This window comes from Bradyrhizobium sp. CB2312, assembly GCF_029714425.1.
Taxonomy (GTDB): domain Bacteria; phylum Pseudomonadota; class Alphaproteobacteria; order Rhizobiales; family Xanthobacteraceae; genus Bradyrhizobium.
Window position 1 is genome coordinate 7,209,130 of record NZ_CP121668.1, and the last position, 26,807, is coordinate 7,235,936.

Below are 26,807 nucleotides of genomic sequence, written 5' to 3' on the forward strand. Positions count from 1 at the left end.
CCGCGCCGTTGCGAACAAGGTTCATGGGTCAAACGTCATCAGAGCGGCTTCTCCCCGCGTACGGGGAGAAGCGATTTTCATACCAAGTGCTAGACACGCGCTTCGGCAAGGCTTGGCGCGCCTTCGCCCTGCGGGCTGCGACGCAAATAGAACCACCAGGTCAAGGCCAGGCACGAGGCGTAGAAGCCGAGATAGATCGCGAGCGCGAGCTGCGGCCCGCCGGTCATGGCAATCGACTTGCCGAAACCGCTCGGGATCAGATAGCCGCCGACGGCACCGACCGCGCCGATGAAGCCGACCGCCGCACCGCTCTCGATGCTCGCGGTCTTCAAGGCAGCCGCACGCGCGACATCGCCCTTGCCGCGCACCCTGAACAGATTCTGCTCGCGGAAGATCGAGGGGATCATGCGGTAGGTCGAGCCGTTGCCGATGCCCGTGGTCACGAACAGGATCAGGAACATCGAGAGGAAGCCGACGAAATCCTTCTGCCCGACGAAATAGACCACGCCGACCGTGGCACCCGCCATCACGATGAAATTCCAGAACGTGATGATGGAGCCGCCGATCCTGTCGGCAAGCCAGCCGCCGAGCGGACGCGATAGCGAGCCGACCAGCGGGCCGAGGAAGGCGATCGAGATCGTCACCGACGGAAACAACGTCTTGAGCAGGAGCGGGAACGCCGCGGAGTAGCCGATGAAGGACCCGAACGTGCCGATATAGAGATAGGCCATGATCCAGGTGTGCTTGCGCTTGACCACCGCGAGCTGATTTTTGATCGACGATTTCGCCGTGGTGAGGTTGTTCATGAAGAACACCGCGCCGAACACCGCGATCGCGATCGGCAGCACCCACATCAGCCCGGCGTTCTGGAGGAAGATGCCGTCGACGGGGGAGGCCTGGAACAGGTTGATGACGGCGAGCGTCATCAGGATCGGGGTCAGGAGCTGCACGCTGGAGACGCCGATATTGCCGCCGGCGGCATTCAGGCCGAGCGCCCACCCCTTCATCCGGTCAGGGAAGAAGAAGGAGATGTTGGTCATGCTGGAGGCGAAGTTGCCGCCGCCAAGACCGGCGGTCGAGGCGACCAGCAGCATCAGCCAGAACGGCGTGTCGGGATGACTGACGAAATAGGCGAGCGACAGCGTCGGAATGAACAGCACCGCCGCACTGAAGATGGTCCAGTTGCGGCCGCCGAAGGTCGTCACTGCGAAAGTGTAGGGAAAGCGCATGAATGCGCCGATCAGGCCCGGCACGGCGACGAGCTGGAACAGCTGGTCGGTGGTGTAGTGGAAGCCCGCCTGCGGCAGCTTGGTGGTGACGATGCTCCAGATCAGCCAGACCGAGAAGCCGATATGCTCGGCCACGATCGACCAGATCAGGTTGCGGCGCGCGATAGTCTTGCCAGTCGCATTCCAGAACGCCTCGTCTTCGGGGCGCCAATCTGAAATCCAAGTCGGATTCTTCGTCATTGAGTATCCCTTCCAGGCTCACCGCTGCGTCGTTGCAGGCTCAGCCTCCGGTCACGGAGGCACGCTCCGGGGCTTCTCCTCGGTGGCGAGTTCACGATGCTGATTGATGATGTTGAGGGACGTCGTCGTTGGCGTCGGAAAAGGTGTTTCAATTTCCGTGCCAATTGCGCTCACGCTGGAAATGCAGGGATTTCAGGGCGTTATTCGTATTGCCCGAAATCTTCGCAGCGCTATTCCGCACGCTAAATTTGCGATTCGCTCAATCCTTGTGCGGCGCACAAGAATTGAGCTTGATGTCAAATATTTAGGCGCGCTCGTCTCGCGCATTAACCTTTGGTTTATGCGGCCTCTACGAAGCGATGACGCTCATAGAGGAATTCGAGCACGCGCTGGCGGCACTTCAGATACGTCGCGTTGGTGGCGAGCTCGAGTCGCTTGCGCGGCCGCGCCAGCGGCACCTCCAGCACCTCACCGATACGCGCGCTCGGCCCATTCGTCATCATCACGATGCGGTCGGAGAGCAGCACGGCTTCGTCGACGTCGTGTGTGATCATCAAGATGGTGTTGCCGAGCTTCTGATGCAGCGCCATCACCGAGTCCTGCAAATGCGCCCGCGTCAGCGCGTCGAGCGCGCCGAATGGCTCGTCCAGCAACAGCACCTTCGGTTCCATCGCGAGCGCCCGCGCGATGCCGACACGCTGCTTCATGCCGCCGGAGATTTCGGACGGACGCTTGTCCCTGGCATGCGCCATCTGCACGAGATTCAGATTGTGCATGACCCAAGCGTCGCGTTCGGCCTTCGACTTGGACTTGGCAAAGACCTTGTCGACACCGAGCCTGACGTTCTCGTAGACAGTCAGCCACGGCAGCAGGCTGTGGTTCTGGAACACCACCGCGCGGTCGGGCCCCGGCGAGTTGACCTCGCGGTTCTCCAGCAGCACGCCGCCGGTGGTGGCGCCCGTCAATCCCGCGATGATGTTGAGCAGGGTCGACTTGCCGCAGCCGGAATGGCCGATGATCGAGACGTATTCGCCCTTCTCGATGGTGAGATTGATGTCCTTCAGCACCTCGGTCGTCGCAGCGCCGCGGGTAAAGATCTTGTCGATGTGATCGAGCTTCAGATAGGCGGTCATGTGCCCTTCTCCCTCAGTTCTGCGCCGTGCCGCGGGTGACGATCTTGCCGAGGCCCGCGATCAGGCGGTCGAGCACGAAGCCGACGATGCCGACATAGAACAGCGCCAGGATGATCTCGCTGATATGCGAGGAGTTCCAGGCGTCCCAGATGAAGAAGCCGATGCCGACGCCGCCGATCAGCATTTCCGCGGCGATGATGGCGAGCCAGGACAGGCCGATGCCGATGCGAAGGCCCGTGAAGATGTAGGGCGCCGCCGCCGGGATCATGATCTTGGCGAAGAACTCGAGCGGATTGAGCTGCACCACCGCCGCGACGTTGCGATAATCCTGCGGGATGTTGCGGATGCCGACCGCGGTGTTGATAATGATCGGCCAGATCGACGTGATGAAGATGACGAAGATCGCCGAGGGCTGGCCGTCGCGGAACGCCGCGAGCGAGAGCGGCAACCAAGCCAGCGGCGGAATGGTACGCAGCACCTGGAACAGCGGATCGAGCCCGCGCATCGCCCAGACCGACTGCCCGACCAGCACGCCGAGCGCGATGCCGGCGATCGCCGAGAGCGAATAGCCGAGCGCGACGCGCTGGAGGCTGGCGGACAGATGCCAGAACAGGCCCTTGTCGATGCCGCCATGGTCGAAGAACGGATCAAAGATAAGTTCCCTGGTGTCCTTGAACACTTTTGACGGCGGCGGCAGCGCAGAGCCGGCACGGCGGCAGACCAGTTCCCACACCAGCGTCAGCAGCACGATCACGACCAGCGGCGGGATCACGCGCACGGCAAGCTCCCGCGCCATGCGTGCGTAGCTCTCCGCGCGCGGCGGACGCTTTGGCGTCATCGCAACGACCGGCGCGACACTCGCGGCAGGCGTCGCGGTCTCAACCTCAATCTTCGTAGCAGGCATGTTCATCGAAATCCCTCTCCGGCTTTCCGCAAGGACGATGCGGCCGCCCGAAGGCGGCCGCAGGGCTCCATCAGACTTCGACGCGCTTGATCGCGAGCGACTTCAGATAGGCAGCCGGATTTTCAGGATCGAACACCTTGCCGTCGAAGAAGGTCTCCTTGCCGCGCGAGGTCGAGGCCGGGATGTCGGCAGCGGCGACACCGAGTGTCTTGGCCGCGTCCTTCCAGAGGTCCTCGCGGTTGACCTTGGCGATCAGCGCCTTGGTGTCGAAGCCGGGCTCGTACTTGCCCCAGCGGATGTCCTCGGTGAGGAACCAGAGATCATGGCTCTGGAAGGGATAGGAGGCCTGATCCTTCCAGAACCGCATCTGCTGCGGCGAGTTGTCGACGACGCGGCCGGTGCCGTAGTCGAACTTGCCCTTCATGCGATCGGTGATGTCCTCTACCGGGCAGTTGATCCACTGGCGCTTGGCGCAGATCACCGCGGCTTCCTCGCGGTTCTCCGCCTTCTCCGCCCATTGCTGGGCTTCCATCACCGCCATCAGCAGCGCCTTCGCCGCCTTCGGATATTTGTCGACCCAGGCCGCGCGCATGCCGAACGACTTTTCGGGATGCTTGTCCCAGAGCTCGCCGGTGGTGATCGCGGTGTAGCCGATGTCCTGATGGATGAGCTGGAGATTCCAGGGCTCGCAAACGCAGAAGCAATCCATGGTGCCAACCTTCATGTTGGCGACCATCTGCGGCGGCGGCACCACGATGGTTTCGATGTCCTTGTCCGGATCGATGCCGCCGGCGGCGAGCCAGTAGCGGATCCACAGATCGTGCGTGCCGCCCGGGAAGGTCATCGCCGCCTTCACGGCCTTGCCGCCGGCCTTCTTCTTCTCGAGCGCGGTCTTGAAGGGTGCGGTGTCGATGCCGACCTTGAGGTCGGCATATTCCTTGGCGACCGAGATGCACTGACCGTTCAGGTTCAACCGCGCCAGGATGTACATCGGCGTCGGCTGGTTGTTTTGCGTCACCTTGCCGGCCGAGATCAGATACGGCATCGGGGAGAGGATATGCGCTCCGTCGATGCCGTTGCCTTCGGAGCCGAGCACGAGATTGTCGCGCGTCGTGCCCCAGGAGGCCTGCTTCTGCACCTCGACATCGGGCATGCCATATTTGGCGAAGATGCCCTTCTCTTTCGCCACGAACAGCGGGGTTGCATCGGTCAGTGCAATGAAGCCGAGCTTGGCGCCCTTGACCTCGGGGCCTGCGTCCTGCGCGAACGCGCCGGCGGGGAAATTGAGCTTGGCGGCGGCGAGAAGAGCGGCGGTCGAGCCGGTGGCCTTCAACAATTGCCGGCGGCTGAGGCCCATCTCCGAGGGCCCACGGGTGCGCTTGGTCATGAGTCGTGTCGTCCTTTTGCGTCGTTGCAGAATTGATGGCGTCTGTGCTCACGAGCAGCCCGTCCGTCCGGCGGCGCCGTCTTTGGCGCATGCGAACGCACGGCGGGGAGACCCCCGCCTGGTGGCGTCGGCAAGTCGGATGAGAAGTCTCGCGGGACGGCTTCAATGGCGTCGACATGGAACTATTCAAGCTTCATGCCAAGCCCGCGATAGCAAAAAGGCTAACCTATTTAACGGGTTAGAGGTTCTGCGCCAGCCTGCCGCAGGTCAGATCCGCTCGCCGAATTTGCGGCCTGCTCAATCTTTGTGCGGCGCACAAGTCTTGTGCAGTCGCTTATGCAAGAGGCCGACGGGCGTCCAAAGGCCCGATCCAATTGGGCGCGATCGCGCTGATATCCCTCAGCTTTCAGAATTGCCGCGCTCGGCACGCAACTTGCATTTCTACCGGCGTCAACGATGACTGCGGCTTGCCGCATCGTTGCAGCCTCTGGCGGCTGCATCAGGGAGCTCAACTGCTTCGCAGCCCTTCTCGGCTCAGTCCTCGTGACGCGATTCCCGCAGCTTCCAGACATTCCATAGCCCGCGTGCGCGGCAGAACCGTTCGCACGGCCAAACGACGTTCAGCCGCGCTCCCTCCGGGGGCGTGTCGATCTCACTTACGAAGCAAAAGGAACCATTGATGTCGTATCTCGCGCCTTCGGAATTCGTCACCAAGATGGTGGATGCGGGCGAGTCCAAGATCTTCATGTCCACCCGGGATACGGTCATCCGCGCCTATATGGCTGGTGCCATTCTCGCCCTCGCCGCCTGGTTCGCCGTCACCATCAACGTCAACACCGGCCAGCCGCTGGTCGGCGCGCTGTTGTTTCCGGTTGGCTTCGTCATGCTCTATCTGCTGGGCTTCGACCTTCTCACCGGCGTGTTCGTGCTCTCGCCGCTCGCCCTGATCGACAAGCGCCCGGGCGTCACGCTCAGTGGCGTGCTGCGCAACTGGGGCCTGGTCTTCCTCGGCAATTTCGCCGGCGCCTTCACGGTGGCCTTCATGATGGCGTTCGTCACGACCTTCGGCTTCACGCAGGACCCCGACAAGATCGGCACCGCCATCGGCAATATCGGCGAAGGCCGGACGCTGGGCTATGCCGCGCATGGCGCGGCCGGCATGGCGACGCTGTTCATGCGCGGCATGCTCTGCAACTGGATGGTCTCGACCGGCGTCGTCGGCGCCATGATCTCGACGTCCGTCCCCGGCAAGGTCATCGCGATGTGGATGCCGATCCTCGTGTTCTTCTACATGGTGTTCGAGCATTCCGTCGTGAACATGTTCCTGTTCCCGTCGGGCCTGATGCTGCACGCAAAGTTCTCGATCATGGACTATCTGATCTGGAACGAGATCCCGACCGTGCTCGGCAACCTCGTCGGCGGCCTCGCCTTCACCGGCATGACCCTTTACGCCACGCATGTCATGACCCTGCCCAAGCGCCAGCCCGGCAAGGTGACGCCGCCCCGCGTTGCGGCCTGATCGCACGCACCTCAACAAGAGAGCCTCGCCCGGCTAGGGTGAGGCTCTCTTCGCCTTGGTGACGACGATGACCCGCGGACTCCTGATTTCGATCGGCCAGCACTCCGACAGGGGTCGCAAGCCCGTTAACCAGGACTTTCACGGTATCCTCATTCCGGACGAGCCGCTGCTCAGCCTGAAGGGCATTTCAGCCGTCCTCGCCGACGGCATCTCCAGCAGCACGGTGAGCCAGATCGCCAGCGAGTCGGCGGTCAAGAGCTTCCTGATGGACTATTACTGCACGTCGCAATCCTGGACGGTGAAGACCTCCGCCCGCCGCGTGCTGGACGCCACCAATTCCTGGCTGCACGCGCAGACGCGCAAGAGCCAATATGCCTATGACCGCGACAAGGGCTATGTCTGCACGCTGAGTGCCATGGTCATCAAGGCGACCACCGCGCACATCTTCCATGTCGGCGACTGCCGCATCTACCGCGTCGCCGGCAAGGCGCTCGAGCAGCTGACCGACGATCACCGCATCATCGTATCATCGGAGCAGACCTATCTCGGCCGCGCGCTCGGCATCAATCCGCAGCTCGAGATCGACTACCAGGCGCTGGAGATCGAGGCCGGCGACACCTTCCTGCTCGCGACCGACGGCGCCTATGAATTCGTTGACCCGCGCTTCGTCACGAGCGCCATCAACGAGCATGCAGCCGAGCTCGACGCCGCGGCGAAGGCGATCGTCGAGGAAGCCTACCGGCGCGGCAGCGACGACAACATCACCGTGCAGATCCTGCGCATCGACGCGGTGCCGCAGCGCGAGCCCTCGGGCATCTTCAACCAGACCGCGGAGCTGCCGCTTCCGCCATTGCCGGAGCCGCGGGCGATCTTCGACGGTTACAGGATCGTCCGGGAGATCCACGGCAGCAGCCGCAGCCACATCTATCTTGCCGTCGACACCGAGACCGAGCAGCCGGTCGCGCTCAAGCTGCCGTCGATCGACCTGCGCGACAACGCCGCCTACCTGAAGCGCTTCCTGATGGAGGAGTGGATCGCGCGCCGGATCGACAGCCCGCATGTGCTCAAACCGTTGTCACAGTCGCGGCGACGCAGCTATCTCTACGTCGCGACCGAATTCGTCGAGGGGCAGACCCTGAAGCAGTGGATGACCGACAATCCGCGGCCCGATCTCGAAACCGTCCGCGGCCTCGTCGAGCAGATCGCCGCGGGCCTGCGCGCCTTCCACCGCATGGAGATGCTGCATCAGGACCTCAGGCCCGACAACATCCTGATCGACAAGACCGGCACCGCGAAGATCATCGACTTCGGCTCGGTCAGGGTCGCCGGCGTCGCCGAGGCCGCGCCGCCGGACGAGACCGACGACATCCTGGGAACGGTCCAGTACACCGCGCCGGAGTATTTTCTCGGGCAAGGCGGCTCGCCGCGCTCCGACATGTTCTCGCTGGCCGTGATCTGCTACCAGATGCTGACCGGCAAGCTCCCCTATGGCACTCAGGTCGCGAGGATCCGGCGCAAGGCGGACGTGCGGCGGCTCAAATATCGCCCGGCGGACGACGACCGCAACGTGCCGGCCTGGGTCGACGGCGCGCTCCGTCGCGCGCTGCATCCCGATCCCTACAAGCGGCATGAGGATCTCTCCGAATTCGTCTTCGAGCTGCGCACGCCCAATCCGGCCTATCTCGACACGCGGATCACGCCGCTCCTGGAGCGCAGCCCGCTGATGTTCTGGAAGCTGACCTCGGCGGTGCTTGCCTGCGCGGTAATCGTGCTGCTGGCGCTGCTGCACGCGCGGTAACGCCTCTGTCCACCGTGGCCCAGACGACAGGGGGTCTATCGTGTTGACGCGCCGCGTCAGGCGGCGCGCTGGCTACGTCGCGAGGAGAGATCCGGGCAAAGCACGAGCTTGCCCTCGAGACCGCCAGCCTCGAGGCGACGGTGGGCATCGGCGACCTCCTCGAAGGAAATTCGCTCGGCGATGCGCGGCCGGATGGCACCGGTTGCCAGAAGCCCGAACAGTTGCTCCAAGTCCTCCTTGAACCAGGCGGGATGTCGCGCCCGCATCGCATTGACCGAGTAAAAGCGGGTTCGCTTGCCGCCGGGCAACAGTCTCCACAGGTAGAGGCGCGCGATTTCCATCAAGATAGGGAGCATTCGACGCTGTGCCTGCACGCTTGCCGAAAATCCGATGGCACAAAGCAGGCCACCTGGCTTGAGCGCCGCGTATGAGCGGCGATAGCCGTCTTCGCCAACGCCGTCGACGATGACGTCGAACCCACCCGGCACAATCCTCGTGAAGTCCTCGTGCTGGTAGTCGATCGGCGTTGCCCCGAGATCTTGCACGAGCGCAATGTGCTCGCGGCGTACAGTGCCCCACAGCTCGAGACCGGCCAATCTCCCGAGCACGAGTAGCGCCTGGCCGACTGCGCCGGCGGCGCCGTGCACGAGCACACGTTGGCCTCGCTGGACCTTGGCCGCGCGGTGCAGAAGCTGGTGCGCGGTCGTCCAGCTCAAGATCAGCGCAGCCGCTTCAGCCGGATCGACACCCATCGGCACGCGAGCCACGTCGTTCGCTCGAAGCGTCCGATAGTCGGCGTTTGACCCGACCACCGTCATGTCGGCCACGCGGTCGCCAATCCGAAAGTCGTGCACGCCTTCGCCGAGCTGATCAATTGTCCCCACCACGTCGTAACCCATCACGAATGGCGGCCGGAGGCGCATCGTTTGCGGATAGAGATGGCGCCTGATCAACACCTCGGTGTAGTTGAGGCTCGACGCGATGACGCGAACGCGTACCTCGCCCGGGCCGGCGGTCGGCAGGGGAGCCTCGACAACCTTTAGTTTCTCGGGATCACCGAAGCGGCTGACCTGAACAACTCGATTGCGCTGCTCGATCATGGCCATCTCCATGCAGTGCCGTCATTCAGCGCAAGGACGGGCAGCCTGCCGCCGGGCTGGAGACATGGAGTTGATCCAGATCAAGCTTGAGGCTGCACGCTTTGGAATTCTCCTCCAGCCAAATGACCAAACCGGTTGTCTGGCGCCATCATTGCTCATTGGAGGGGAAAATGCCTGCAGTCGTCATGCAGTTCGTTTCGCATCCAAGACCCGGTAGTGATCTTGCGACCGTCTTGCAGCTGGCAAAGGAGGCCGCGTCACTCTGGAAGAAGCACGGAGCCGATGTCAGCTATTGGTCGGTGATCGGTGGTGAGATCGGCAACTATGCCTTTGTCGCCCGCTTCGATAGTGTAGAAGCTTATGGGCGCACCTTGTCGTCACTGGGTGCCGATCCTGCTTTCGTTGAATTTCAAGCCAAGCGGCTGAAGGCCGGGCAATCGGATTGGGTACGCTCCAACGTTGCCATCCAAGTCGATCTTTAACGGGCGTCTTCTCGCCCAAATGCGAGACCGCCCTCGGGCGGTCTCTTGCTACGCAGCCAATGTCGACTTGAGCGCGGAGTGTCACGCCGGCTCCGCCGCCTTCACCCCGAGCGGCTTCGGCGCCATGCCGCCGCCGGGCTTGAGGTGGAATTCGTAGTTCATCAGATGCCACCGCCCGCTCGCCTTGGTGCCGTCGGGCATTTCAGGGTCGTTGCGCGGCTCGACCTTGGCGACGAGGTCGTCCTTGACGCCGAACACCACGTCGGAATCGAGATATTTGTCGCCTTCCATGAAGACGTGGGTGATCAGCGGCTCATAGCCTTTCGCGTTCACCAGGAAGTGCACATGCGCCGGACGCATCGGATGACGCTTGGTCTGCACGATCATCTCGCCGACCGGCCCATCGGTCGGGATCGGGTAGCTGCACGGCAAAATGGTGCGGAAGAAGAAGCGGCCGTCGCCATCGGTGATGAAGCGCGCCCGAGCGGAGGCTCCGACCTCGTCGTAGTTCGCCTTCTGTGAATCGTAGAAACCGTCGTCGTCGGCATGCCAGACGTCGACGGGAACGCCCGCGAGCGGTTGGCCCTTCAGATCGGTGACGCGGCTCTGCACGAACATCCGCTCTCCGGTCTGGTTGTTCGGCGAGATATCGGTGCCGTGCGCGGTCACCTTGTGCTCGCCGACATAGAACGGGCCGAGCACGGTGGTCTCGGTGGCGCCGGCGCGATCCCTATGGTTGACCGCATCGACCAGCATGGAGACGCCGAGCACGTCGGACAGCAGGATGAATTCCTGGCGGGTGTCGGTGCATTTCTGCCCCGTCCGGGTCAGGAAATCGATGGCGTATTCCCATTCCTCGAAGGTGAGACCGGTCTTGCTCACGTAATCGTGCAGCGACTTCACCAATTCCTGGAGCAGGAATTTCGCCCGCGCATTGGGTGTGTTGTCGAAGCTTTTGGCGACGGCTTCGGTGAGTTCGGTCTCGTTGAACTGGGTCATGGTGCGTTTGCTCTGCGTTTTTCTCGTTGGCCCGGATGGGCTCCTTGGAGGCGTTCCAGGGTGCAGCCTACACCAGTCGGCGGGGCCGCGTTAAGCGCAACCGGCTTGGAATGGGCCCCGCATTTCGCTATCAACTTTCCGACAAAACGCCCCGGAGGAACTGATGCTCGCGCCCACCCCCGCCTCGCCCGAATCCGTCGGCATGTCCAAGGCCGCGCTCGACCGCGTCGATGCGCATCTGAAGCGCCGCTACATCGATGCCGGACGCTTCCCCGGCACGCATCTCTTGGTCTACCGCCGCGGCAAGGTCGCGCACTCCTCGGTTCAGGGCTTTGCCGATCTCGAGCGCAAGCTGCCGGTCAAGGACGACACCATCTACCGCATCTATTCCATGACCAAGCCGCTCACCAGCATCGCCTTCATGATGCTGGTCGAGGAAGGCCTCGTCGCGATCGACGAGCCCGTCGCAAAGTACATTCCGGAATGGAAGGACCTCGGCGTGTTCGTCGCCGGCACCGCGCCGGCGTTCCTGACCCGGCCGCCATCCCGGCCGATGCTGATCGTCGACCTGTTGCGCCACACCGCCGGCCTCACCTACGGCTTCCAGCAGCGCTCCAATGTCGATGCCGCCTATCGCGCCGAGAAGATCGGCGAGGTCGAGAAGTCAGGGACGCTCCAGACCATGATCGAGGGCCTCGCGAAAGTCCCGCTGGAGTTCTCGCCGGGCGAGTCCTGGAACTACTCGGTCGCAACCGACGTGATCGGCTACCTCATCGGCAAGATCTCGGGCATTCCGTTCGAGCAGTTCCTGAAGCAACGCATCCTCGATCCGCTCGGGATGACCGACACCGACTTCCACGTGCCGGCCTCGAAGGCGCATCGTTTTGCGGCCTGCTACTCAGCCGATCCCGGCGGCGGCATGACCTTCCATGCCGGTCAGCGCCGCGAAGGGCTGACGCTCCAGGACGATCCGGCGACGAGCTCGTTCCTCACCCCGCCTTCCTTCATCTCCGGCGGCGGCGGACTGTGCTCGACGGTCGCCGACTATCTCACCTTCTGCCGCGCGCTGCTCAATGGCGGCGAGCTCGGCGGTGTCAGGCTGATCGGGCCGAAGACGCTGGCGCTGATGACGACCAACCACATTCCGGGCGGCCGCGCGCTGCCGGAGGTGTCACGCTCGCTGTTCTCGGAGGCCACCTATAACGGCATCGGCTTCGGCCTCGGCTTTGCCGTCACCATGCGCCCGGCCGAGACGCTGATCGCCGGCAGCCCGGGCGAATACAATTGGGGTGGCGCGGCCACGACCTCGTTCTGGATCGACCCGGCCGAGGAGCTGATCACGATCTTCATGACGCAGGTGCTGCCGTCGAGCGCCTATCCGCTCCGGCGCGAGCTGCGCAGCATGGTCTATGCCGCGATCACCGAGAGCAATCTCTGACGTAACGAACGCCTGCCGAACTTTAGAGATCGTCATGGCCGGGCCTGTCCCGGCCATCCACGTCTTGGCCACGACGAACGAAGAACGTGGATGCCCGGGACAAGCCCGGGCATGACGCTTCGTAGTTCGTTCTCAGTGGAAATGGCCGATCAGATAAATGCCACCGCCGATCACCAACACAGCCGGCACGGCCCACAAGATCAGAACTGGCATGTGTCATCCTCCTCAGTTCGACGTGCAGACCTTGACGGTCTTCATGCCGCTTTCAGCTTCGGTGCGCGACTTGTAGATCGTGCCCGAGGGGCTGACGACGGTCATGGACGACTCCGTCGGCTTCTTGTCGACGACGGTGCACTTCTTGGTCTTGACGTCCTGGACGACGTAGAACTCGTCGGCCGCTAACGCCGGCAGGGACATTGCAGCAACCATCAGCGCTGCAGTTGCAATCTTCAGCTTCATCCTTCTCTCCTCCTCCAATCCCGGGCACTCCGGCCCGGTCGAGTCACAAACGGGAAAAAGCGGCAGTTTGTTCCTGGAGGTGGGAACGCCATGCACGGTGGGATGTTGTTGCGGCGCTTATTCCCATGAGGAGGACAAGATGAAGAAGCTGTTCCTGCTATCCGCTGCAGTGGTGATGATCTCGACCGGTGCATTCGCGCAATCCACCGTGGTGACCACCACCGGAACCGGCCACGCGGCCGCCGTGCAGATCGAGCCGCAATACCGCACCAAGATCAAATCCTACGTCACGGAGCATCGCATTCGCCCCGTGACGACGAAGGAAAAGATCATCGTCGGCGCGACGGTTCCAAGCGACGTCGAGCTCGAAGCCGTTCCGGCGGACTGGGGTCCGTCGCTGACGAAATATCGCTACGTCTATTCCGGCGATCGCGTGATGCTGGTCGATCCCGGCTCGCGCACCGTCGTTCAGGAAATCGACTAAGGCATAACGGGACGGGCGGCAGCCCCAACGGCAGCCGCCCTTTCCCGAGTTCAGCGCATGAGATCGCATCGAGAAGCCCGGATTGCCGGGCTCAGCCTGGCGGCTGTTTACGCCATGTGTCTACTATTGACCGCAATCAGCATGACCTGAAGCGCAGGGCGTCCCGCAACTGCGCCGCAATATCGCTCTCCAAGACCGCTTGCCGCATGCGAAAATCGTGGCGCCGCGCAAAGCCCGCTCGTATGGTCTGTTCAAAATCATAATCCGGCGCCGTTGCGCCGGAACCGGGACGCCCGCGTTTTGTCAAAGCTCACCCTGCCGGTCCGGCTTGCCCTTCTGGTCACGGGGACGATGTTGCCGCTGATCGTCTTCGCGGTCGGCCTTGCCTATTCCAACTACCGCCAGGACCGCAGTGACGCGACGCAGCGCGTACTGGAAACGGTGCGAAGCATGCGCCTCGTGCTCGATTCCGAGGTGCAGCGGATGACCGGCGGCTTGCAGGTGCTTGCGCTGACGAATGCGCTGCGCGACGACGATTTCCCGAACTTCCGTCGCATCGCGCTCGGCTTCCTCGATCAGTACGGCAAGGGCGGACTGCTGCTGATCTCCGACCGCAAGGGCCGGCTGCTGTTCTCCTCGGCGACGGAGGACACCGCAAGCCTGCCGCGGCGCGGCCATCTGCAGACCGTCGAGAAGGTGTTTGCGACCAAGGCGCCGCAATATTCCGACCTGTTCACCGGCGCTATCAACGGGCGACAGGTGTTGACCGTCGAAGTGCCGGTCTTGCGCGACGGCGAAGTGATCTACGATCTCTGCTTCTCTCCGCCGGTCAGCATCTTCCAGCAGCTGGTCGAGAAGCAGCGGCCCGACCAGCTATGGACCGTCTCGCTGCTCGACACCACCGGCACGGTGTTCGCGCGCGTGCCCAATCCCGGTGAGACCTTCGGCAAGCGCGCCTCGCCCTCGCTGTTTGCGGAATTGTTTCGCACGCCCGAGGCGAGCCTCTCCTCGATCTCGCTCGACGGCGTTGCGCTCGCGTCCGCCTACACGCGATCGCGACTGACGGGATGGACGGTCGCCGCGGGCGTGCCGGAAAGCTCGTTGATCGCACCGCTGTGGCGCAACATCGCGATCTCCAGCCTGATCGGCGGCGTGCTGCTGCTGATTGGCCTGACCTTCGCGGTGCGGATGGCGACCACGATCGCGCGCGGCGAGATGCTGCACAATCTGCTGGTCGAGGAGCTCAATCATCGCGTCAAGAACACGCTGGCCCTGATGCAGGCGATCGCGGTGCAGACCTTCCGCAGCGCCAGCCGCGACGAGCGGACCAAGTTCGAGGGACGGCTCGGCGCGCTCGCCGAGGCGCACAATCTGCTCAGCCAGGAGAAATGGGCCGGCTCGGAGCTGCGCGACGTGGTCGCCCGCGCGCTCCAGCCGTTCCTGCTGAGCAATCCCGACCGTATCCGCATGGCCGGGCCCGACGTGCCGCTGTCGCCGCGGCTCGCCGTCGTGCTGTCGATGATCGTGCACGAGATCGCCACCAACGCCGCGAAATACGGCGCGCTGTCCAACGAGACCGGCCGGGTGACGCTGGACTGGGAGGTCATCGCCGATACACCGAAGCCGCGGCTGCGGTTGATCTGGACCGAGATCGGCGGGCCGCCGGTGACGGAGCCGGTGCGGCGCGGCTTCGGCTCGCGCCTGATCGAGCGCAGCGCCCGCGACCAGCTCGGCGGCGAGGCGACCGTCGACTTCCTGCCGCGCGGCGTTGTCTGCACGATCACCTGCGCGCTGGACGAGGCGCGGTGAACGGAGGCGTGCGCGTGCCGGACGGGCCAGGACTAGGCATCGAGGTCGCCGCGAGGCGCTTGCGCGCTTTGCTGCGAGTTCTTACCCGATCGTCTGCAGCGCCGGGAACGTCTCCAGCAGCCAGATGCTCACATTCGAGACCGCGCCGGTGAGGAAGCCGATCCCGGTGATCACCATGAGGACGCCCATGGCACGCTCGACATTGACGAGCTGGCCCTTCATGCGTGCGAACAGTTTCGAGAACTGCTCGATCATCAGTGCGGCGATCAGGAAAGGAATGCCGAGGCCCGCGGAATAGACCGCGAGCAGCCCTGCGCCCTTTGTCACCGTCGCTTCCGCCGCGGCGATCGAGAGGATCGCAGCGAGGATCGGGCCGATGCAAGGCGTCCAGCCGAAGGCGAAGGCGAGGCCCATGACATAGGCGCCCCAGAGGCCGACAGGCTTGGGTGCGGTCAGGCGCCCCTCGCGCATCAGCAGGCCGATGCGGGTCAGCCCCAGGAAGTGCAGGCCCATGACAATGATGACGACGCCGGCGAGGATCGACAGCTCGGCCGACCAGGCGCGGATCAGGGAGCCGACCAGCGAGGCGCTGGCACCCAGCGCCACGAACACGGTGGAGAAGCCGAGCACGAACAGCAGCGCCGCCATCATGATCGCGCGCTTGGAGGCCGAGGCCGGCTCCTCGCTCTCCACATGCTCGATCGTCGCGCCCGTCAGGTAGATCAGATAGGGCGGAACCAGAGGCAGGACGCAAGGGGAGAGGAAGCTGACGAGGCCGGCAATCAGCGCCGCCGGGATCGAAACATTTTGCATGATGCAGTCGGAGCCATCTCAGGCTCTTTGGCCGCGCGCGGGGGATGCGCGCGCACCGGAGCCGAACGGCTCTGGTGTAGCCGATGCCGCATAATGCGCAACAGAGGCGCGATCAAACCAGGGCTCCTCCCGATGCCGCCTGCGATCACAGATGCGGCATCGGGACGCGCACAAACCTCGCCAAAAAGCGAGATCCGGCGGCGCGGCTACTTCACCACGCGGAGCAGCGGACGCCGGGGCTGGTCCTGCGTCTGCTTGGAAGGGGGCGGCGGTTCGCTTCCGGCGTTCCGCAGCATTTCGTCGCACAGCGCCTTGAGATCGGCGCTGTCAATTCCTTTGAGTTTCATCCGCACGTCGAGAATGACGATGGACAGAAGTTCGGCCGACTCACGGCTGTTGATCTCGTTGAGGACCTTGCGGCACTCCTCAAGTGTTTCCAGCACCGACTGCAACTGTTCGTCTGAATGCGACACCGGCGTTCTTTCCGTTAATTCGGCCTGTGAGACGTGTTTGTGACCACCCGTTCGGCCCCCATGGGTAACCGAAGATAGCATGAGGCCGTGGCGCCTCCGAACATGATTTCAGTGTGTTTCTGACTTGAAACCGCGGCATCTGCGAATATTGCGCGGCTGCGCTGCCGGCTGGTCCCGAAGCGGTCCATGGTCAAACGCTCTGCGCGCCGCGATTGATCCATCCCGGAGGGCTGCGCCGGCTCTTGCGCAAGGACCACCATTGTGGGCAGCGCCGACAATCCCGCAGCCATGTCTCGGCTCGCAACGGAACTCACGCTACACCCCTCATCCGGGCGATGGTCTGCCCGATTCCCAGCCTTTGTCCCAGCTCCCGGCAGCACTCCAATACCTCCCGTTAGGTAGTAAGGATTGACGTTCAAAACTCGTCATTCCCCAACCCGTCGTGGTTGTGGTTCGCGCCAGATTCTGCCAGTTTAGCGGACCGAAGGGACTTGTATGCACTCCTTGGCGGAAAGGGGCGTTCCTCTGGAGGAACGCCAGAAGGCAAATCTCAGCGGGCTCTCGGATTGGGATGCGGCCCGCATATTTCTGGAAGTCGTCCGTTGCGGCAGTTTCCGTTCGGCGGCCGAACGCTTGTCGCTGTCGATCAACGCAGTGCGCCGCCGGATCGATGATTTCGAACGCCAGACCGGCGCCACCCTGTTCACCCGCGACGTCCACGGCACTCATCTGACCGACGAAGGCGCGCTCGTGGTGTCCGCCGTGGAGCGGATGGAGGCGGCCACCTTCGACGTGCTGCGCGCCAGCGATTCGATGGCCAACGTCCTGTCCGGCGAGGTCCGGGTCGCCGTCACCGAAGGGCTCGGCACATTCTGGCTCGCTCCGCGCCTCGTCGAATTCCAGCAGGCCTATCCCAAGATCCTGGTCGATTTGCATTGCGCGATGCGCTCGGCCGACGTCTCCCGCCACGAGGCCGACGTCGCCATCCACCTGTCGCGTCCTTCGGCGCTCGACATCAAGCTGGTGCGGCTCGGCCGCATGCACCTGATGTTCTGGGCTTCGGAAAAATACCTTGAGAAATACGGCACGCCACGCTCGGCGGCGGAATTGATCAAGCACCGCCTGGTGCTGCAATTCGCCGACCAGCTCGCTGCCAAGGAAACATTCGAGAGCTTCTTCCCGGGCGTTCAGGAACGTGACCTTCTGGTCATGAAGACCAACGTCTCGAGCGCCAACTATTGGGCAGTCGCGAATGGCGCCGGAATCGGCGTATTCCCGAGCTACGCCATTGCGCTCGGCGGGAAGTTGATTCCACTGGAGGTCGAATTGAACCGACCGCTGGATATCTGGTTGTCCTACCATCCCGGTAGCGGCCGGATTCCACGCGTGCGGCACATGATTGACTGGCTGATCGAGGCTTTCAGTCCGGCTCGCTTCCCGTGGTTTAAGGAAGAGTTTGTGCATCCGCATGAATTCAAGGACTCGTATATGGGCGAACCCCTGACCCAGCTCTTCGGGGGATTTTCAACCGAAGAACAAAGGTGAAGACTAAAATGAAAGCAGCGGCGAAGAGAATGAAGCAGCGCAGTGCCGGCAAGCCGGACATCGAGCTTGGCAAGCGGATTCGTTTGCGGCGCGTCGAGATGAAGATCTCGCAGGCCGAGCTCGGCGAAAAGCTCGGCGTCAGCTTCCAGCAGGTCCAGAAATACGAGAAGGGCGTCAATCGCGTCGGCGCGGCTCGGCTTCAGCAGATCGCCTCCGCCCTCGACGTGCCCGTGACCTTCTTCTATGACGGCGACAACAAGGCGCGCGAGGTCGAGAGCCTGCTCTTCCTCGACAGCGCCTTCAGCCTCCGGCTGCTGCGCGCCTACAGCAAGATCAAGGACCAGACGGTGCAGCGTCAGCTCGTTTCGCTGATGGAATCGATTGCAGCGAACGAAGGCTGAGATCGGGTCTGGCTGCTACGGCCGATGTTCAATCCGCCGCGTCGCGGGGGCGTGGCTGGATTGAACGAGACCACGGATTTGGGCTCGCGCGCATGCGCGCGGCCTTTCTCAGGGCGGCTTGGCCGCCTTTTTTCTTGGCTATTGAGCCGCCATTCGTCGCGGATATCGCGAACCCATCCCACCCCTGGCGCGACCCAATCGAGAAGCCCCGCATCGGACGCGCGGGGTTTTTGCCTGCCGTGCTTAATGGGACCTCAACTCTGGTGCCGTAATGTCCCGCCGGTTTGACCAATCGGCGCACGCGGCGCGGCGGGCCTTGGAATTGCCAATGCGAGCGCCCGTTGCGGGCCTCGTTCTCAAGGGGAAGACGGGACACATGTCGAAACGCGTTGCGATGATCATTACCCTCGGCGTGCTCACGAGCGTCTCCGCGCTGGCGCAGACGGACACCATTGGACAGGCCGGTCCCAAGCCGGCGACATCAGGCACGGTGCCGGCCGCGGCGAACCCGGCCCATGCGGCCGCGCCGAAAGCGGCCCCGCCGACGTCTGCCTCGACGCCGGAGAGCCGCTCGGCCGCAGCCCTCGCAATGACGCATGAGCCGACCTATGACGAGGGCTCTGCCCAGCGCATCAAGGACGCGGCGCTGAGCTATTCGGACCTCGCGGTGCGCGGCGGCTGGCCGACGATTCCGGCGGATGCCAAATTCGCTGTCGGCGTCCAGGGTGCCAACGATGATCTGTTGCGCAAGCGGCTGATCGTCTCCGGCGATCTCTCGGCCGAGAAGGGGACCGGCGCCTTCGACCAGGATCTCGCGGACGCCGTGAAGCGTTTTCAGGCCCGCCATGGCCTCGCCCCGACCGGCATGATGACGCCGCGCACGATCGCGGCGATGAACGTGCCGGTGCAGAAGCGGATCCGGCAGCTGGAGGCATCGCTGCAGCGGCTCGAGAACATGAATTTCGGCTTCGGCCAGCGCTATGTCGTGGTCAATATTCCCGCCGCCTTTGCCGAAGCGGTCGAGAACGACGTCGTGGTGCGGCGTTATCGCGTCATCGTCGGCAAGACCGAAAAACCCTCGCCGACGCTGACGGCGCAGATCACCAGCGTCGTGCTCAATCCGACCTGGACGGTGCCGGCCTCGATCGCCAAGACCGAGATCTCCGCGCATATGCGGAAAGAACCGACTTATCTTTCGCGCATGCACATGGAAGTGCTCGACGCCCATGACAATCCGATCGATCCGCATTCGGTCGACTGGTCGGGCACGCACACGCCGAACTTCACCGTGCGCCAGCAAAACGGCACGTTCAACGCGCTCGGCGCGGTCAAGATCGACATGCCGAATTCCTATTCGGTCTACATGCACGACACCAACCAGCGCAATCTGTTCAGCGACGACTATCGCTTCGATTCCCATGGCTGCTCGCGCGTCGACAATGTGCGCGATCTCGCCGCCTGGCTGCTCAAGGACCAGCCGAAATGGAGCCGCGCCGCGATCGATGCGGAGATCGCCACAGGGCAGCATCTTGACGTCGCCATGGCGAAGAAGGTGCCGGTGGCCTGGATCTATCTGACGGCGTGGATGACGAAGGACCAGACCGTCCAGTTCCGCAACGACGTCTATAACCAGGACGAGCAGCTCCTGGAGGCCACTGCCGAAGAGGCGGCGTTCTTCAGCAATGCCGGCGGCCATCCGCTCACCGCGCACATGCATGTGACGCAATAAGCGCCTCTCGCGCCATGCAATCGCGGCACAGGCGGGTGCAAGGCCGCATGCCTTGACGCGGTTGACCCGGGCCCAGCCGGGGCCGCACATTGTGCTCGGCCCATGACGAGCGAGCGCGCGATGCCTGACACTTCCAACCCGACCGAAACACCTTACGCCGACGGCAAGATCCTCAAGCAGGTCACCGACGGCGTCGGCGTCATCATCTTCAACAATCCCGACAAGCGCAACGCGATGTCGCTGGAGATGTGGGAGGGATTTGGCGAGGCGCTGACGGCCTTGCGCGACGACGATGCGGTCCGCGTCGTGATCCTGCGCGGCGCCGGCGGCAAGGCGTTCGTCTCCGGAGCCGATATCAGCCAGTTCGAGAAGACGCGCCACAACGCGGCGGCGTCGGAGGAATACAGCAAGCGCAGCGACGCCCAGCGCGCATTGCTGGCCGATTACCCCAAGCCGACCATCGCCTGCATCCAGGGCTTCTGCCTCGGCGGCGGCATGCAGGTCGCGATGCTCGCCGACATCCGCATCGCCGCGCATGACAGCCAGTTCGGCATTCCCGCCGCGAAGCTCGGCATCGCCTATGGCTTTGACGGCTTGAAGCACCTGGTCTCGCTGGTCGGCCCGTCCTGGGCGCGGCTGTTGATGTATACGGGCATGCGGATCGATTCCGCCGAGGCGCTGCGCATCGGCCTCATCGAACGCGTGTTCCCCGACGATCAGCTCTGGGGCGAGACCATGGCGATCGCCGAGACGATCGCGCACAACGCCCCGCTCGCGATCAAGGCCGCGAAGATCACCATCGCACAGGTGCTGAAGGACGAAAGCCAGCGCGACATGAACGCGATCAAGGCGATCGGCAATGCCTGCATGGATTCGGCGGACTTTCGCGAGGGCCGTCAGGCCTTCATGGAGAAGCGCAAGCCGAAATTCTCGGGGAAATGACGATCCAGTCGTTGCGAGCGCACACCTCTCACCACCGTCATTGCGAGGAGCTCTTGCGACGAAGCAATCCAGAATCTTTCCATGGAGGGATTCTGGATTGCTTCGCTGTGCTCGCAATGACGACGAGGAAAGACCCCCAACGCATTTGGAACCACGAGCCAGGGTGAATAGACATTCACCAAGATTAAATTCCTCTCCTTCCCGCATCGCGATAGCAACTCCTTGATCCGCCGCAAGTTCTCTCGCCACCAACGAGGGAGATCGCGATGAAACTCAAATTTGCTGTTCTTGGTCTGGCTGCCCTGGGCGGAGCTGCGCTGGCGTCGGGACAAGCGCTCGCGGCGATGCCGAACGGCATTCCGCAGGCCGACAAGGTCGCAAGCGGCCCGGCGGCGAATGTCGACCAGGTACGGATGGTCTGCAATGCCTGGGGCCGCTGCTGGTGGCGTCCGAACTACTATGGCGCCTACGGCTATTACGGCGGCCCGCGCCGCTTCTACGGCCCGCGCCCGTGGGGCTACGGCCATCGCCACTGGCGCCGGTGGTGAGCAACGAAGGGGCCGAGGCCCCTTTTCTTTTGCGTCTGACTACAGCGCTCCCAGCACCGCCGTCGTGATATCCGCCGTGCCGTTGCTGCCGCCGAACTCCATCGGCTTGATGCCGCCGGCATAGACCTGGTCGACCGCGCGCTCGATCTGCTCGCCGGCTTCCGCCGCGCTCTCGACGCCGTGCTTGTCGGCGAGCCAGTCCAGCATCATAGCCGCGGACAGGATCATGCCGGTGGGATTGGCCTTGCCCTGCCCCATGATATCGGGGGCGGTGCCGTGGCACGGCTGGAACACGGCGTATTTGTCGCCGATGTCCGCCGACGGCGCCATGCCGAGACCGCCGATCAAACTCGCGGTGATGTCGGAGACGATGTCGCCGAACATGTTCTCCATCACCATCACGTCGAAATCCCAGGGCCGCTTCACCAGCATCGCGGAGCAGGCATCGACATAGAGCCGGTCGGTCTTCACATCGGGATGCTTCTTCTCGATCTCGTCGAAGATGCCGCGGAAGAATGCAAAGGCCTTGAACACGTTCGCCTTGTCGACGCAGGTGAGCGCACCCGGCTTGCCGCGCGCCTTGCGCCGCTCGGCGAGGCGAAACGAGAACTCGAACAGGCGCTCGGAGGTCTTGCGCGTGATCACCATGGTCTCGCGCGCGTCCTCATGGGTGACGACGCCCTTGCCCATCGAGGCGAACAGGCCTTCGGTGGACTCGCGGATCACGACGAGATCGATGCCGCGCTTGTCGGCACCGACGATCGGGCTCGGCACGCCGGGAATGAGTCGCGCCGGACGCACGCCGGCATAGAGATCGAAGATGAAGCGCAGCTCGATCTGCGGCGCGATCTCGGTGTTGTCGGGGTAGCGCACCGACGGCAGGCCGCAGGCGCCCAGCAGGATCGCGTCCGCCTCCTCGCACAGCTTGATCGTGGAGTCGGGCATCGACTTGCCGGTCGCGAGATAATTGTTGGCACCGGCCGGCGCCTCGGTGAAGCGGAAGCGCAAGTCCGATGTCTGCTCGATCTTGCGCAGCACCTCGATGGCCGGTGCCATGACTTCGGGACCGATGCCGTCACCGGCGAGCACGGCAATGTGGAAGGCGTTGTTTGCGGACATTTAGCGAGTTCCTGCGCAAAGGAAGAAGTGGTTCGTCATTGCGAGGAGCGAAGCGACGAAGCAATCCAGACTGTCTCCGCGGAAAGACTCTGGATTGCTTCGCTTCGCTCGCAATGACGAAGAAGAGAGCGTGGGACTACGGCGTCAGCACCGTGCGGCCGACCACCGCGCCCTGCTGCAACTGCAGCAGCGCATCGTTGGCCTTGGCGAGCGGTGCCGTCGTCACCGGGATCGGCGGCACCTTCTTGGTGCGGACCAGATCGAGCAGCTCCTGCGTCTCGCGCAAGTTTCCGACATAGCTGCCCTGGATCGTCACCGCCTTGATCGGGATCAGCGGCAGCGCCCAGGTCGCACCGCCGCCGAACAAGCCGACGATGACGAGCTTGCCGCCCTTGGTCAGGCAGTCGAAGCCGAGCTGCGTGGTCGCAGCGTTGCCGACGAGATCGATCACGGCGCGGATCGGTCCGCCCGCTTTCTTCGCGAGCTGCTCGAGCGCGTCAGGTGCCTTGGGATCGACGGTGGCGAGAGCGCCAGCCTTTTCCGCCGCTTCGCGCTTCCTGGCGTCGATGTCGACCATGATCGCGCCCTTGCCGCCCATCGCCTTCAAGAGCGACAGCGCCATCAGGCCGAGACCGCCGGCGCCGAACATCACGATCGGCGTGTCGAAATGCTGCTCGACCTTCTTCAGCGCGCTGTAGGTGGTCACGCCCGAGCACGCATAGGGCGCGGTCGTTGCGGGATCGAGGCCCTTGAGATTGAGCAGATAGCGCGGATGCGGCACCAGCATGTGGTCGGAATAGCCGCCGTCGCAATAGACGCCGAGCGAGCGCGGCGTCAGGCACATGTTCTCGTCGCCGGCAAGGCAGGTCGCGCATTTGCCGCAGCCGATCCAGGGATAGACGAGGCCGACATCGCCGAGCTTGAGGTCGCCCTGGTCGGTTGGCTTGACGTCGGGACCGAAGGCGAGGACTTCGCCGACGGTCTCGTGGCCCATGGTCAGCGGCAGATTGATGCCGCGATCCTTCAGCGACAGCGGCTTGCGGCCGTGGCCGAGATCGTAGCCGCCTTCCCAGATGTGGAGGTCGCTGTGGCAGACACCGGCGGCCTTCACCTTGATCAGCACCTGCGTGCCCGACGGCTGCGGCGTGGCTTCGTCGAACTCCTGCAGCGGCGCCTTGAAATCGGCAACCTTGAAACTCTTCATCGGCGTCCTCCCGCATACTTCTTGTTGTCCCGCCAGCATGCCATGGCAGGCCGGGCGAGACAAACCTGGACCTGTCTAGTTGACACCGGTGGACCGTGGCAAGCCGAGCACATGCAGGGCCGGATTGCTTGCCGCAGGACGATGTTCGTCAGCCACGCGCGGCGGTCTTGCCGGGCGGAATGGACGCGTCATCGGTGAGTCCGACCTCGCCGCGCAATTCGCGCGTGTGCTCGCCGAGCACGGCCATCGTCCTGCCCGGCGTGGTATCGGCGCCCGACATCCGGAACGGCAGATTGAGCACCTGGAACGAGCCGCCTTCGTCCTCGACGGGCGAGAGCGCCTGGCGGTGCGCGAGCTGCGGATCGGCCAGCGCCTCGGCCACGGTGCGATAGGCCGACGCCGGCACGCCGGCCGCGGCAAGCGCGGCGAGACAGGCCTCGGTCGACAGCTGCCGCGACCAGGCTTCGACACCGTCCATCAGGTCCGCCCAATTGCCGCGGCGCGCGCCATAGCTGGCGAAGCGGGCATCGGTGATCCATTCGGGACGGCCGATCACGCCCATCAGCAACTGGAACGTCTTCTCGCTGGCGATCGTGATCATGACATAGCCGTTCGCGGTCTCGGTCGGCCCGAACATCGGCCGCGGCGGCGGCTTGACCGCAAATTGCGAGCTCTGCAATTCGATCACCGTCAGGCTCAGCATCGACTCCAGCATGGAGACATCGATGTGCTGGCCCTGCCCGGTGACGGTGCGCTGATAGAGCGCAGAGGCAATCGCGCCGAAGCCATAGGTGCCGGTGACGACGTCGGCATGATAGATGCCGCAATAATCGGGGCGATTGCGGCCGGGCTGGTAGGCGAGATGCGCCATGTCGTAGCCGGAGGCCGCATGGATCACCGGCGCATAGGCCGGCAGCTCGGCCGACGGCCCGGTCTGGCCATAACCCGAGATCGAGCAATAGATCAGCCTCTCGTTGACCGGACGCAGGCTGTCGTAGTCGAGCCGCAGCCGGCGCATCACACCGGGGCGAAAATTCTCGACCAGGATGTCCGCGGTCGCGGCCAGCCGGCGCACCGCCTCCCTGCCGTCCTCGGATTTGAGGTCGAGCACGACGCTCTTCTTGCCGACATTGAGCTGGCCGAACACGGTGCTGCAGCCCTTGCGCAGCGGCGGCCGGGTCCGCATCGTCTCGCCGCCGTCGGTCTCGATCTTGATGACCTCCGCCCCCATGTCGGCGAGCATCCGCGCGCAATGCGGGCCGGCGATGGTGGTCGAAAAATCCAGGACCCTGAGGCCGGCGAACGCCTTTGTCGTCGTCCCCTCATGCTTATCTGCTAACTGCATGCTTGCCGCGTCCTCGCCTGTGTCCTTGGGTCGCTTAGGAACAACCAATGTTCTCTTTTGTTGGTGCGTCGACCCTAGAGGGCAGCGGCTGAGTAGGAAAGTCTTTACCGAACGGACGCGACTTGTAGGCGGGCTTGGGAATTCCGGGACAACTGGACCCGTTCTTGCATAGCAGCAAACGGGATCGGAAGAGGGCAGCTGTTCTTGAGGGTCTTGTTCGTCACGACAGAGATGGACGACTTCGTCCGCGTCGGCGGCCTTGGGGCCGTTTCCGCCGCCTTGCCCCGAGCGCTCCGCCCCTTTGCCGATATCCGGGTGATGCTGCCCGGCTACCGCGACATCATCGAACAACTCACGCATATTCAGATCGTTGGCCGCTGTCCGGCCTTCGCCGAGATGCCGGCCTGCTCGCTGGGACGGGCCGCGACCAAGGACGGCCTGCCGGTCTATGTGCTGTTGTGCTCACAACTCTACGACCGGCCCGGCAACCCCTATGGCGACGAGTCCGGGCGCGACTGGCCTGACAACGACATCCGCTTCGCGCGGTTTGCCTCGGCCGCCGCTGAGCTGGCCATGGGCAAGCTGGACAAGAATTGGGCAGCCGACCTGATCCATGCCAACGACTGGCAGGCGTCGCTGGTGCCGGCCTATCTCGCCTGGCGCGGCGCCAAGCTGCCGTCGATCTTGACCATCCACAACCTCGCCTATCAGGGCCTCTTCCCGAAGGACTCGCTGCGGCGGATCGGCGCACCGGAGAGTTCCTTCCACATCGACGGCGTCGAATTCTACGATCAGCTCTCCTTCCTGAAAGCGGGCCTGGTCTACGCCTCGCACCTCACCACGGTCAGCGGCACCTATGCGCGCGAGATCACCACGGAGGAATTCGGCTGCGGCCTCGAAGGCCTGCTGCGCGTCCGCTCGGACGCGTCCGAGCTCACCGGCATCCTCAACGGCATCGACGAGAGCTGGGACCCGCGCTATTGCGCCCAGCTCGCCCAGCAGTTCGGCGCCGGCGACTGGGTCGGCAAGAAGGCCAATGCGGATTATGTGCGCAAGCAGTTCGGCCTTGCGGTCTCGCGCGGACCGATGTTCGCGATCGTCGCGCGCCTCGTGCACCAGAAGGGCATCGACCTCGTGCTGTCGGCCGCCGACGAGATCGTCGATGCCGGCGGGCAGATCGTGGTCACCGGCTCCGGCGAACCGGCGCTCGAGCAGGCCTTGATCAACGCGCATCGCCGCCGTCCCGACGCTATCGGCGTCACCATCGGCTTCAACGACGCCCAGGCGCGCCGCATTTTTGCGGGCAGCGATTTCACCTTGATGCCGTCGCGGTTCGAGCCGTGCGGCCTCAGCCAGATGTACGCCCAGCGCTTCGGCTCGCTGCCGATCGGCCACCAGACCGGCGGCCTTGCCGAGACCATCTCCGACGGCGAGACCGGATTCCTGTTCTCAAGACCCTCGCACGAATCCTTCCTCGGCGGCGTCCGCAGGGCCTTCGAGGCCTTCATGGCCCATGACCAGCTCGACACCATGCGCCGCAGCGCCATGGGCCGGTCGTTCTCCTGGAGCATCTCGGCCGGCAGCTACAGCGCGTTGTACCGGAAGCTGGCGTCGGCGTGAGGCCGAGGCGTTGTGAGGCGCGACCGCGCTGCCCCATCCTCCGTCATTGCGAGCGCAGCGAAGCAATCCAGAGTCTTTCCGCGGAGA

Annotated in this window: 24 protein-coding genes; 12 read left to right on the forward strand and 12 right to left on the reverse strand. The window is 63.9% G+C overall.

The window, feature by feature from the left end; all coding sequences use genetic code 11:
* Window positions 1-89: 89 nt before the first annotated feature.
* The 4 genes from QA642_RS35025 to QA642_RS35040 form a co-directional block, all read right to left on the reverse strand.
* Window positions 90-1,469 carry an MFS transporter gene (locus tag QA642_RS35025; protein ID WP_283080962.1) on the reverse strand — a complete coding sequence of 460 codons (1,380 nt, stop codon included), beginning with the start codon at window positions 1,467-1,469 and terminating at the stop codon, window positions 90-92.
* 338 nt (window positions 1,470-1,807) lie between these two features.
* Window positions 1,808-2,602, reverse strand: a complete 795-nt coding sequence (locus tag QA642_RS35030) for an ABC transporter ATP-binding protein (protein WP_283080963.1) — start codon at window positions 2,600-2,602, stop codon at window positions 1,808-1,810.
* 13 nt (window positions 2,603-2,615) lie between these two features.
* Complete coding sequence (ntrB, locus tag QA642_RS35035) at window positions 2,616-3,512, reverse strand: nitrate ABC transporter permease (protein WP_283080964.1); 897 nt, start codon at window positions 3,510-3,512, stop codon at window positions 2,616-2,618.
* A gap of 64 nt (window positions 3,513-3,576) precedes the next feature.
* Complete coding sequence (locus tag QA642_RS35040) at window positions 3,577-4,893, reverse strand: CmpA/NrtA family ABC transporter substrate-binding protein (RefSeq protein ID WP_283080965.1); 1,317 nt, start codon at window positions 4,891-4,893, stop codon at window positions 3,577-3,579.
* A 679-nt stretch (window positions 4,894-5,572) separates the two neighbouring features.
* Between QA642_RS35040 and QA642_RS35045 the strand changes: the two genes are divergently transcribed.
* Both QA642_RS35045 and QA642_RS35050 read left to right on the forward strand, forming a co-directional pair.
* Window positions 5,573-6,412 (forward strand): formate/nitrite transporter family protein, encoded by an 840-nt coding sequence (locus QA642_RS35045; RefSeq protein WP_283080966.1) that lies wholly within the window; start codon window positions 5,573-5,575, stop codon window positions 6,410-6,412.
* Window positions 6,413-6,479: 67 nt separating this feature from the next.
* Window positions 6,480-8,210, forward strand: coding sequence for a bifunctional protein-serine/threonine kinase/phosphatase (locus tag QA642_RS35050; RefSeq protein WP_283080967.1), 1,731 nt, complete (start codon window positions 6,480-6,482; stop codon window positions 8,208-8,210).
* A gap of 56 nt (window positions 8,211-8,266) precedes the next feature.
* Here the strand turns inward: QA642_RS35050 and QA642_RS35055 are convergent, their stop codons facing one another.
* Window positions 8,267-9,310: a medium chain dehydrogenase/reductase family protein gene (locus QA642_RS35055; protein ID WP_283080968.1), complete on the reverse strand. Its 1,044-nt coding sequence runs from the start codon at window positions 9,308-9,310 to the stop codon at window positions 8,267-8,269.
* 170 nt (window positions 9,311-9,480) lie between these two features.
* On the opposite strand from QA642_RS35055, the gene QA642_RS35060 reads away from it, so the two are divergent.
* Window positions 9,481-9,792 (forward strand): hypothetical protein, encoded by a 312-nt coding sequence (locus QA642_RS35060; protein ID WP_283080969.1) that lies wholly within the window; start codon window positions 9,481-9,483, stop codon window positions 9,790-9,792.
* An 81-nt stretch (window positions 9,793-9,873) separates the two neighbouring features.
* Here the strand turns inward: QA642_RS35060 and QA642_RS35065 are convergent, their stop codons facing one another.
* Window positions 9,874-10,791, reverse strand: a complete 918-nt coding sequence (locus QA642_RS35065) for an intradiol ring-cleavage dioxygenase (RefSeq protein ID WP_283080970.1) — start codon at window positions 10,789-10,791, stop codon at window positions 9,874-9,876.
* A gap of 163 nt (window positions 10,792-10,954) precedes the next feature.
* On the opposite strand from QA642_RS35065, the gene QA642_RS35070 reads away from it, so the two are divergent.
* On the forward strand, window positions 10,955-12,229 hold the full coding sequence (locus QA642_RS35070) for a serine hydrolase domain-containing protein (RefSeq protein ID WP_283080971.1): 1,275 nt from the start codon (window positions 10,955-10,957) through the stop codon (window positions 12,227-12,229).
* Between the two features lie 225 nt (window positions 12,230-12,454).
* On the opposite strand, the gene QA642_RS35075 is transcribed toward QA642_RS35070, so the two are convergent.
* The gene (locus tag QA642_RS35075; RefSeq protein WP_283080972.1) at window positions 12,455-12,688 is read right to left on the reverse strand and encodes a hypothetical protein; all 234 of its coding nucleotides are present in this window, start codon (window positions 12,686-12,688) and stop codon (window positions 12,455-12,457) included.
* A gap of 139 nt (window positions 12,689-12,827) precedes the next feature.
* Between QA642_RS35075 and QA642_RS35080 the strand changes: the two genes are divergently transcribed.
* Both QA642_RS35080 and QA642_RS35085 read left to right on the forward strand, forming a co-directional pair.
* Entirely contained in the window at window positions 12,828-13,172 is a 345-nt protein-coding gene (locus QA642_RS35080; RefSeq protein ID WP_283080973.1) for a DUF1236 domain-containing protein, read from the forward strand.
* 351 nt (window positions 13,173-13,523) lie between these two features.
* Complete coding sequence (locus QA642_RS35085) at window positions 13,524-14,981, forward strand: sensor histidine kinase (protein ID WP_283087040.1); 1,458 nt, start codon at window positions 13,524-13,526, stop codon at window positions 14,979-14,981.
* Between the two features lie 81 nt (window positions 14,982-15,062).
* On the opposite strand, the gene QA642_RS35090 is transcribed toward QA642_RS35085, so the two are convergent.
* On the reverse strand, window positions 15,063-15,794 hold the full coding sequence (locus QA642_RS35090; RefSeq protein WP_283080974.1) for a cytochrome c biogenesis protein CcdA: 732 nt from the start codon (window positions 15,792-15,794) through the stop codon (window positions 15,063-15,065).
* A 206-nt stretch (window positions 15,795-16,000) separates the two neighbouring features.
* Window positions 16,001-16,267, reverse strand: coding sequence for a hypothetical protein (locus QA642_RS35095; protein WP_283080975.1), 267 nt, complete (start codon window positions 16,265-16,267; stop codon window positions 16,001-16,003).
* A 495-nt stretch (window positions 16,268-16,762) separates the two neighbouring features.
* Here QA642_RS35095 and QA642_RS35100 point away from each other — a divergent pair, with 495 nt between their 5' ends.
* The 5 genes from QA642_RS35100 to QA642_RS35120 all read left to right on the forward strand — a co-directional run bounded on the left by QA642_RS35100 (window position 16,763) and on the right by QA642_RS35120 (window position 21,432).
* Window positions 16,763-17,812: a LysR family transcriptional regulator gene (locus QA642_RS35100; RefSeq protein WP_283080976.1), complete on the forward strand. Its 1,050-nt coding sequence runs from the start codon at window positions 16,763-16,765 to the stop codon at window positions 17,810-17,812.
* A 29-nt stretch (window positions 17,813-17,841) separates the two neighbouring features.
* Window positions 17,842-18,213: a helix-turn-helix transcriptional regulator gene (locus tag QA642_RS35105; protein ID WP_027558475.1), complete on the forward strand. Its 372-nt coding sequence runs from the start codon at window positions 17,842-17,844 to the stop codon at window positions 18,211-18,213.
* 376 nt (window positions 18,214-18,589) lie between these two features.
* Window positions 18,590-19,942, forward strand: a complete 1,353-nt coding sequence (locus tag QA642_RS35110) for a L,D-transpeptidase family protein (RefSeq protein WP_283080977.1) — start codon at window positions 18,590-18,592, stop codon at window positions 19,940-19,942.
* Window positions 19,943-20,062: 120 nt separating this feature from the next.
* Window positions 20,063-20,884 (forward strand): enoyl-CoA hydratase, encoded by an 822-nt coding sequence (locus QA642_RS35115; protein ID WP_283080978.1) that lies wholly within the window; start codon window positions 20,063-20,065, stop codon window positions 20,882-20,884.
* Window positions 20,885-21,150: 266 nt separating this feature from the next.
* Entirely contained in the window at window positions 21,151-21,432 is a 282-nt protein-coding gene (locus tag QA642_RS35120; RefSeq protein WP_283080979.1) for a hypothetical protein, read from the forward strand.
* 39 nt (window positions 21,433-21,471) lie between these two features.
* Here the strand turns inward: QA642_RS35120 and QA642_RS35125 are convergent, their stop codons facing one another.
* The 3 genes from QA642_RS35125 to QA642_RS35135 all read right to left on the reverse strand — a co-directional run bounded on the left by QA642_RS35125 (window position 21,472) and on the right by QA642_RS35135 (window position 25,100).
* Window positions 21,472-22,551 carry an isocitrate/isopropylmalate dehydrogenase family protein gene (locus tag QA642_RS35125; RefSeq protein WP_283080980.1) on the reverse strand — a complete coding sequence of 360 codons (1,080 nt, stop codon included), beginning with the start codon at window positions 22,549-22,551 and terminating at the stop codon, window positions 21,472-21,474.
* Between the two features lie 136 nt (window positions 22,552-22,687).
* Window positions 22,688-23,755: an alcohol dehydrogenase gene (locus QA642_RS35130; RefSeq protein ID WP_283080981.1), complete on the reverse strand. Its 1,068-nt coding sequence runs from the start codon at window positions 23,753-23,755 to the stop codon at window positions 22,688-22,690.
* Between the two features lie 148 nt (window positions 23,756-23,903).
* Window positions 23,904-25,100, reverse strand: coding sequence for a CoA transferase (locus QA642_RS35135; RefSeq protein WP_283080982.1), 1,197 nt, complete (start codon window positions 25,098-25,100; stop codon window positions 23,904-23,906).
* 204 nt (window positions 25,101-25,304) lie between these two features.
* Between QA642_RS35135 and glgA the strand changes: the two genes are divergently transcribed.
* Entirely contained in the window at window positions 25,305-26,720 is a 1,416-nt protein-coding gene (gene glgA, locus QA642_RS35140) for a glycogen synthase GlgA (protein WP_283080983.1), read from the forward strand.
* The last annotated feature ends 87 nt before the right edge of the window (window positions 26,721-26,807 follow it).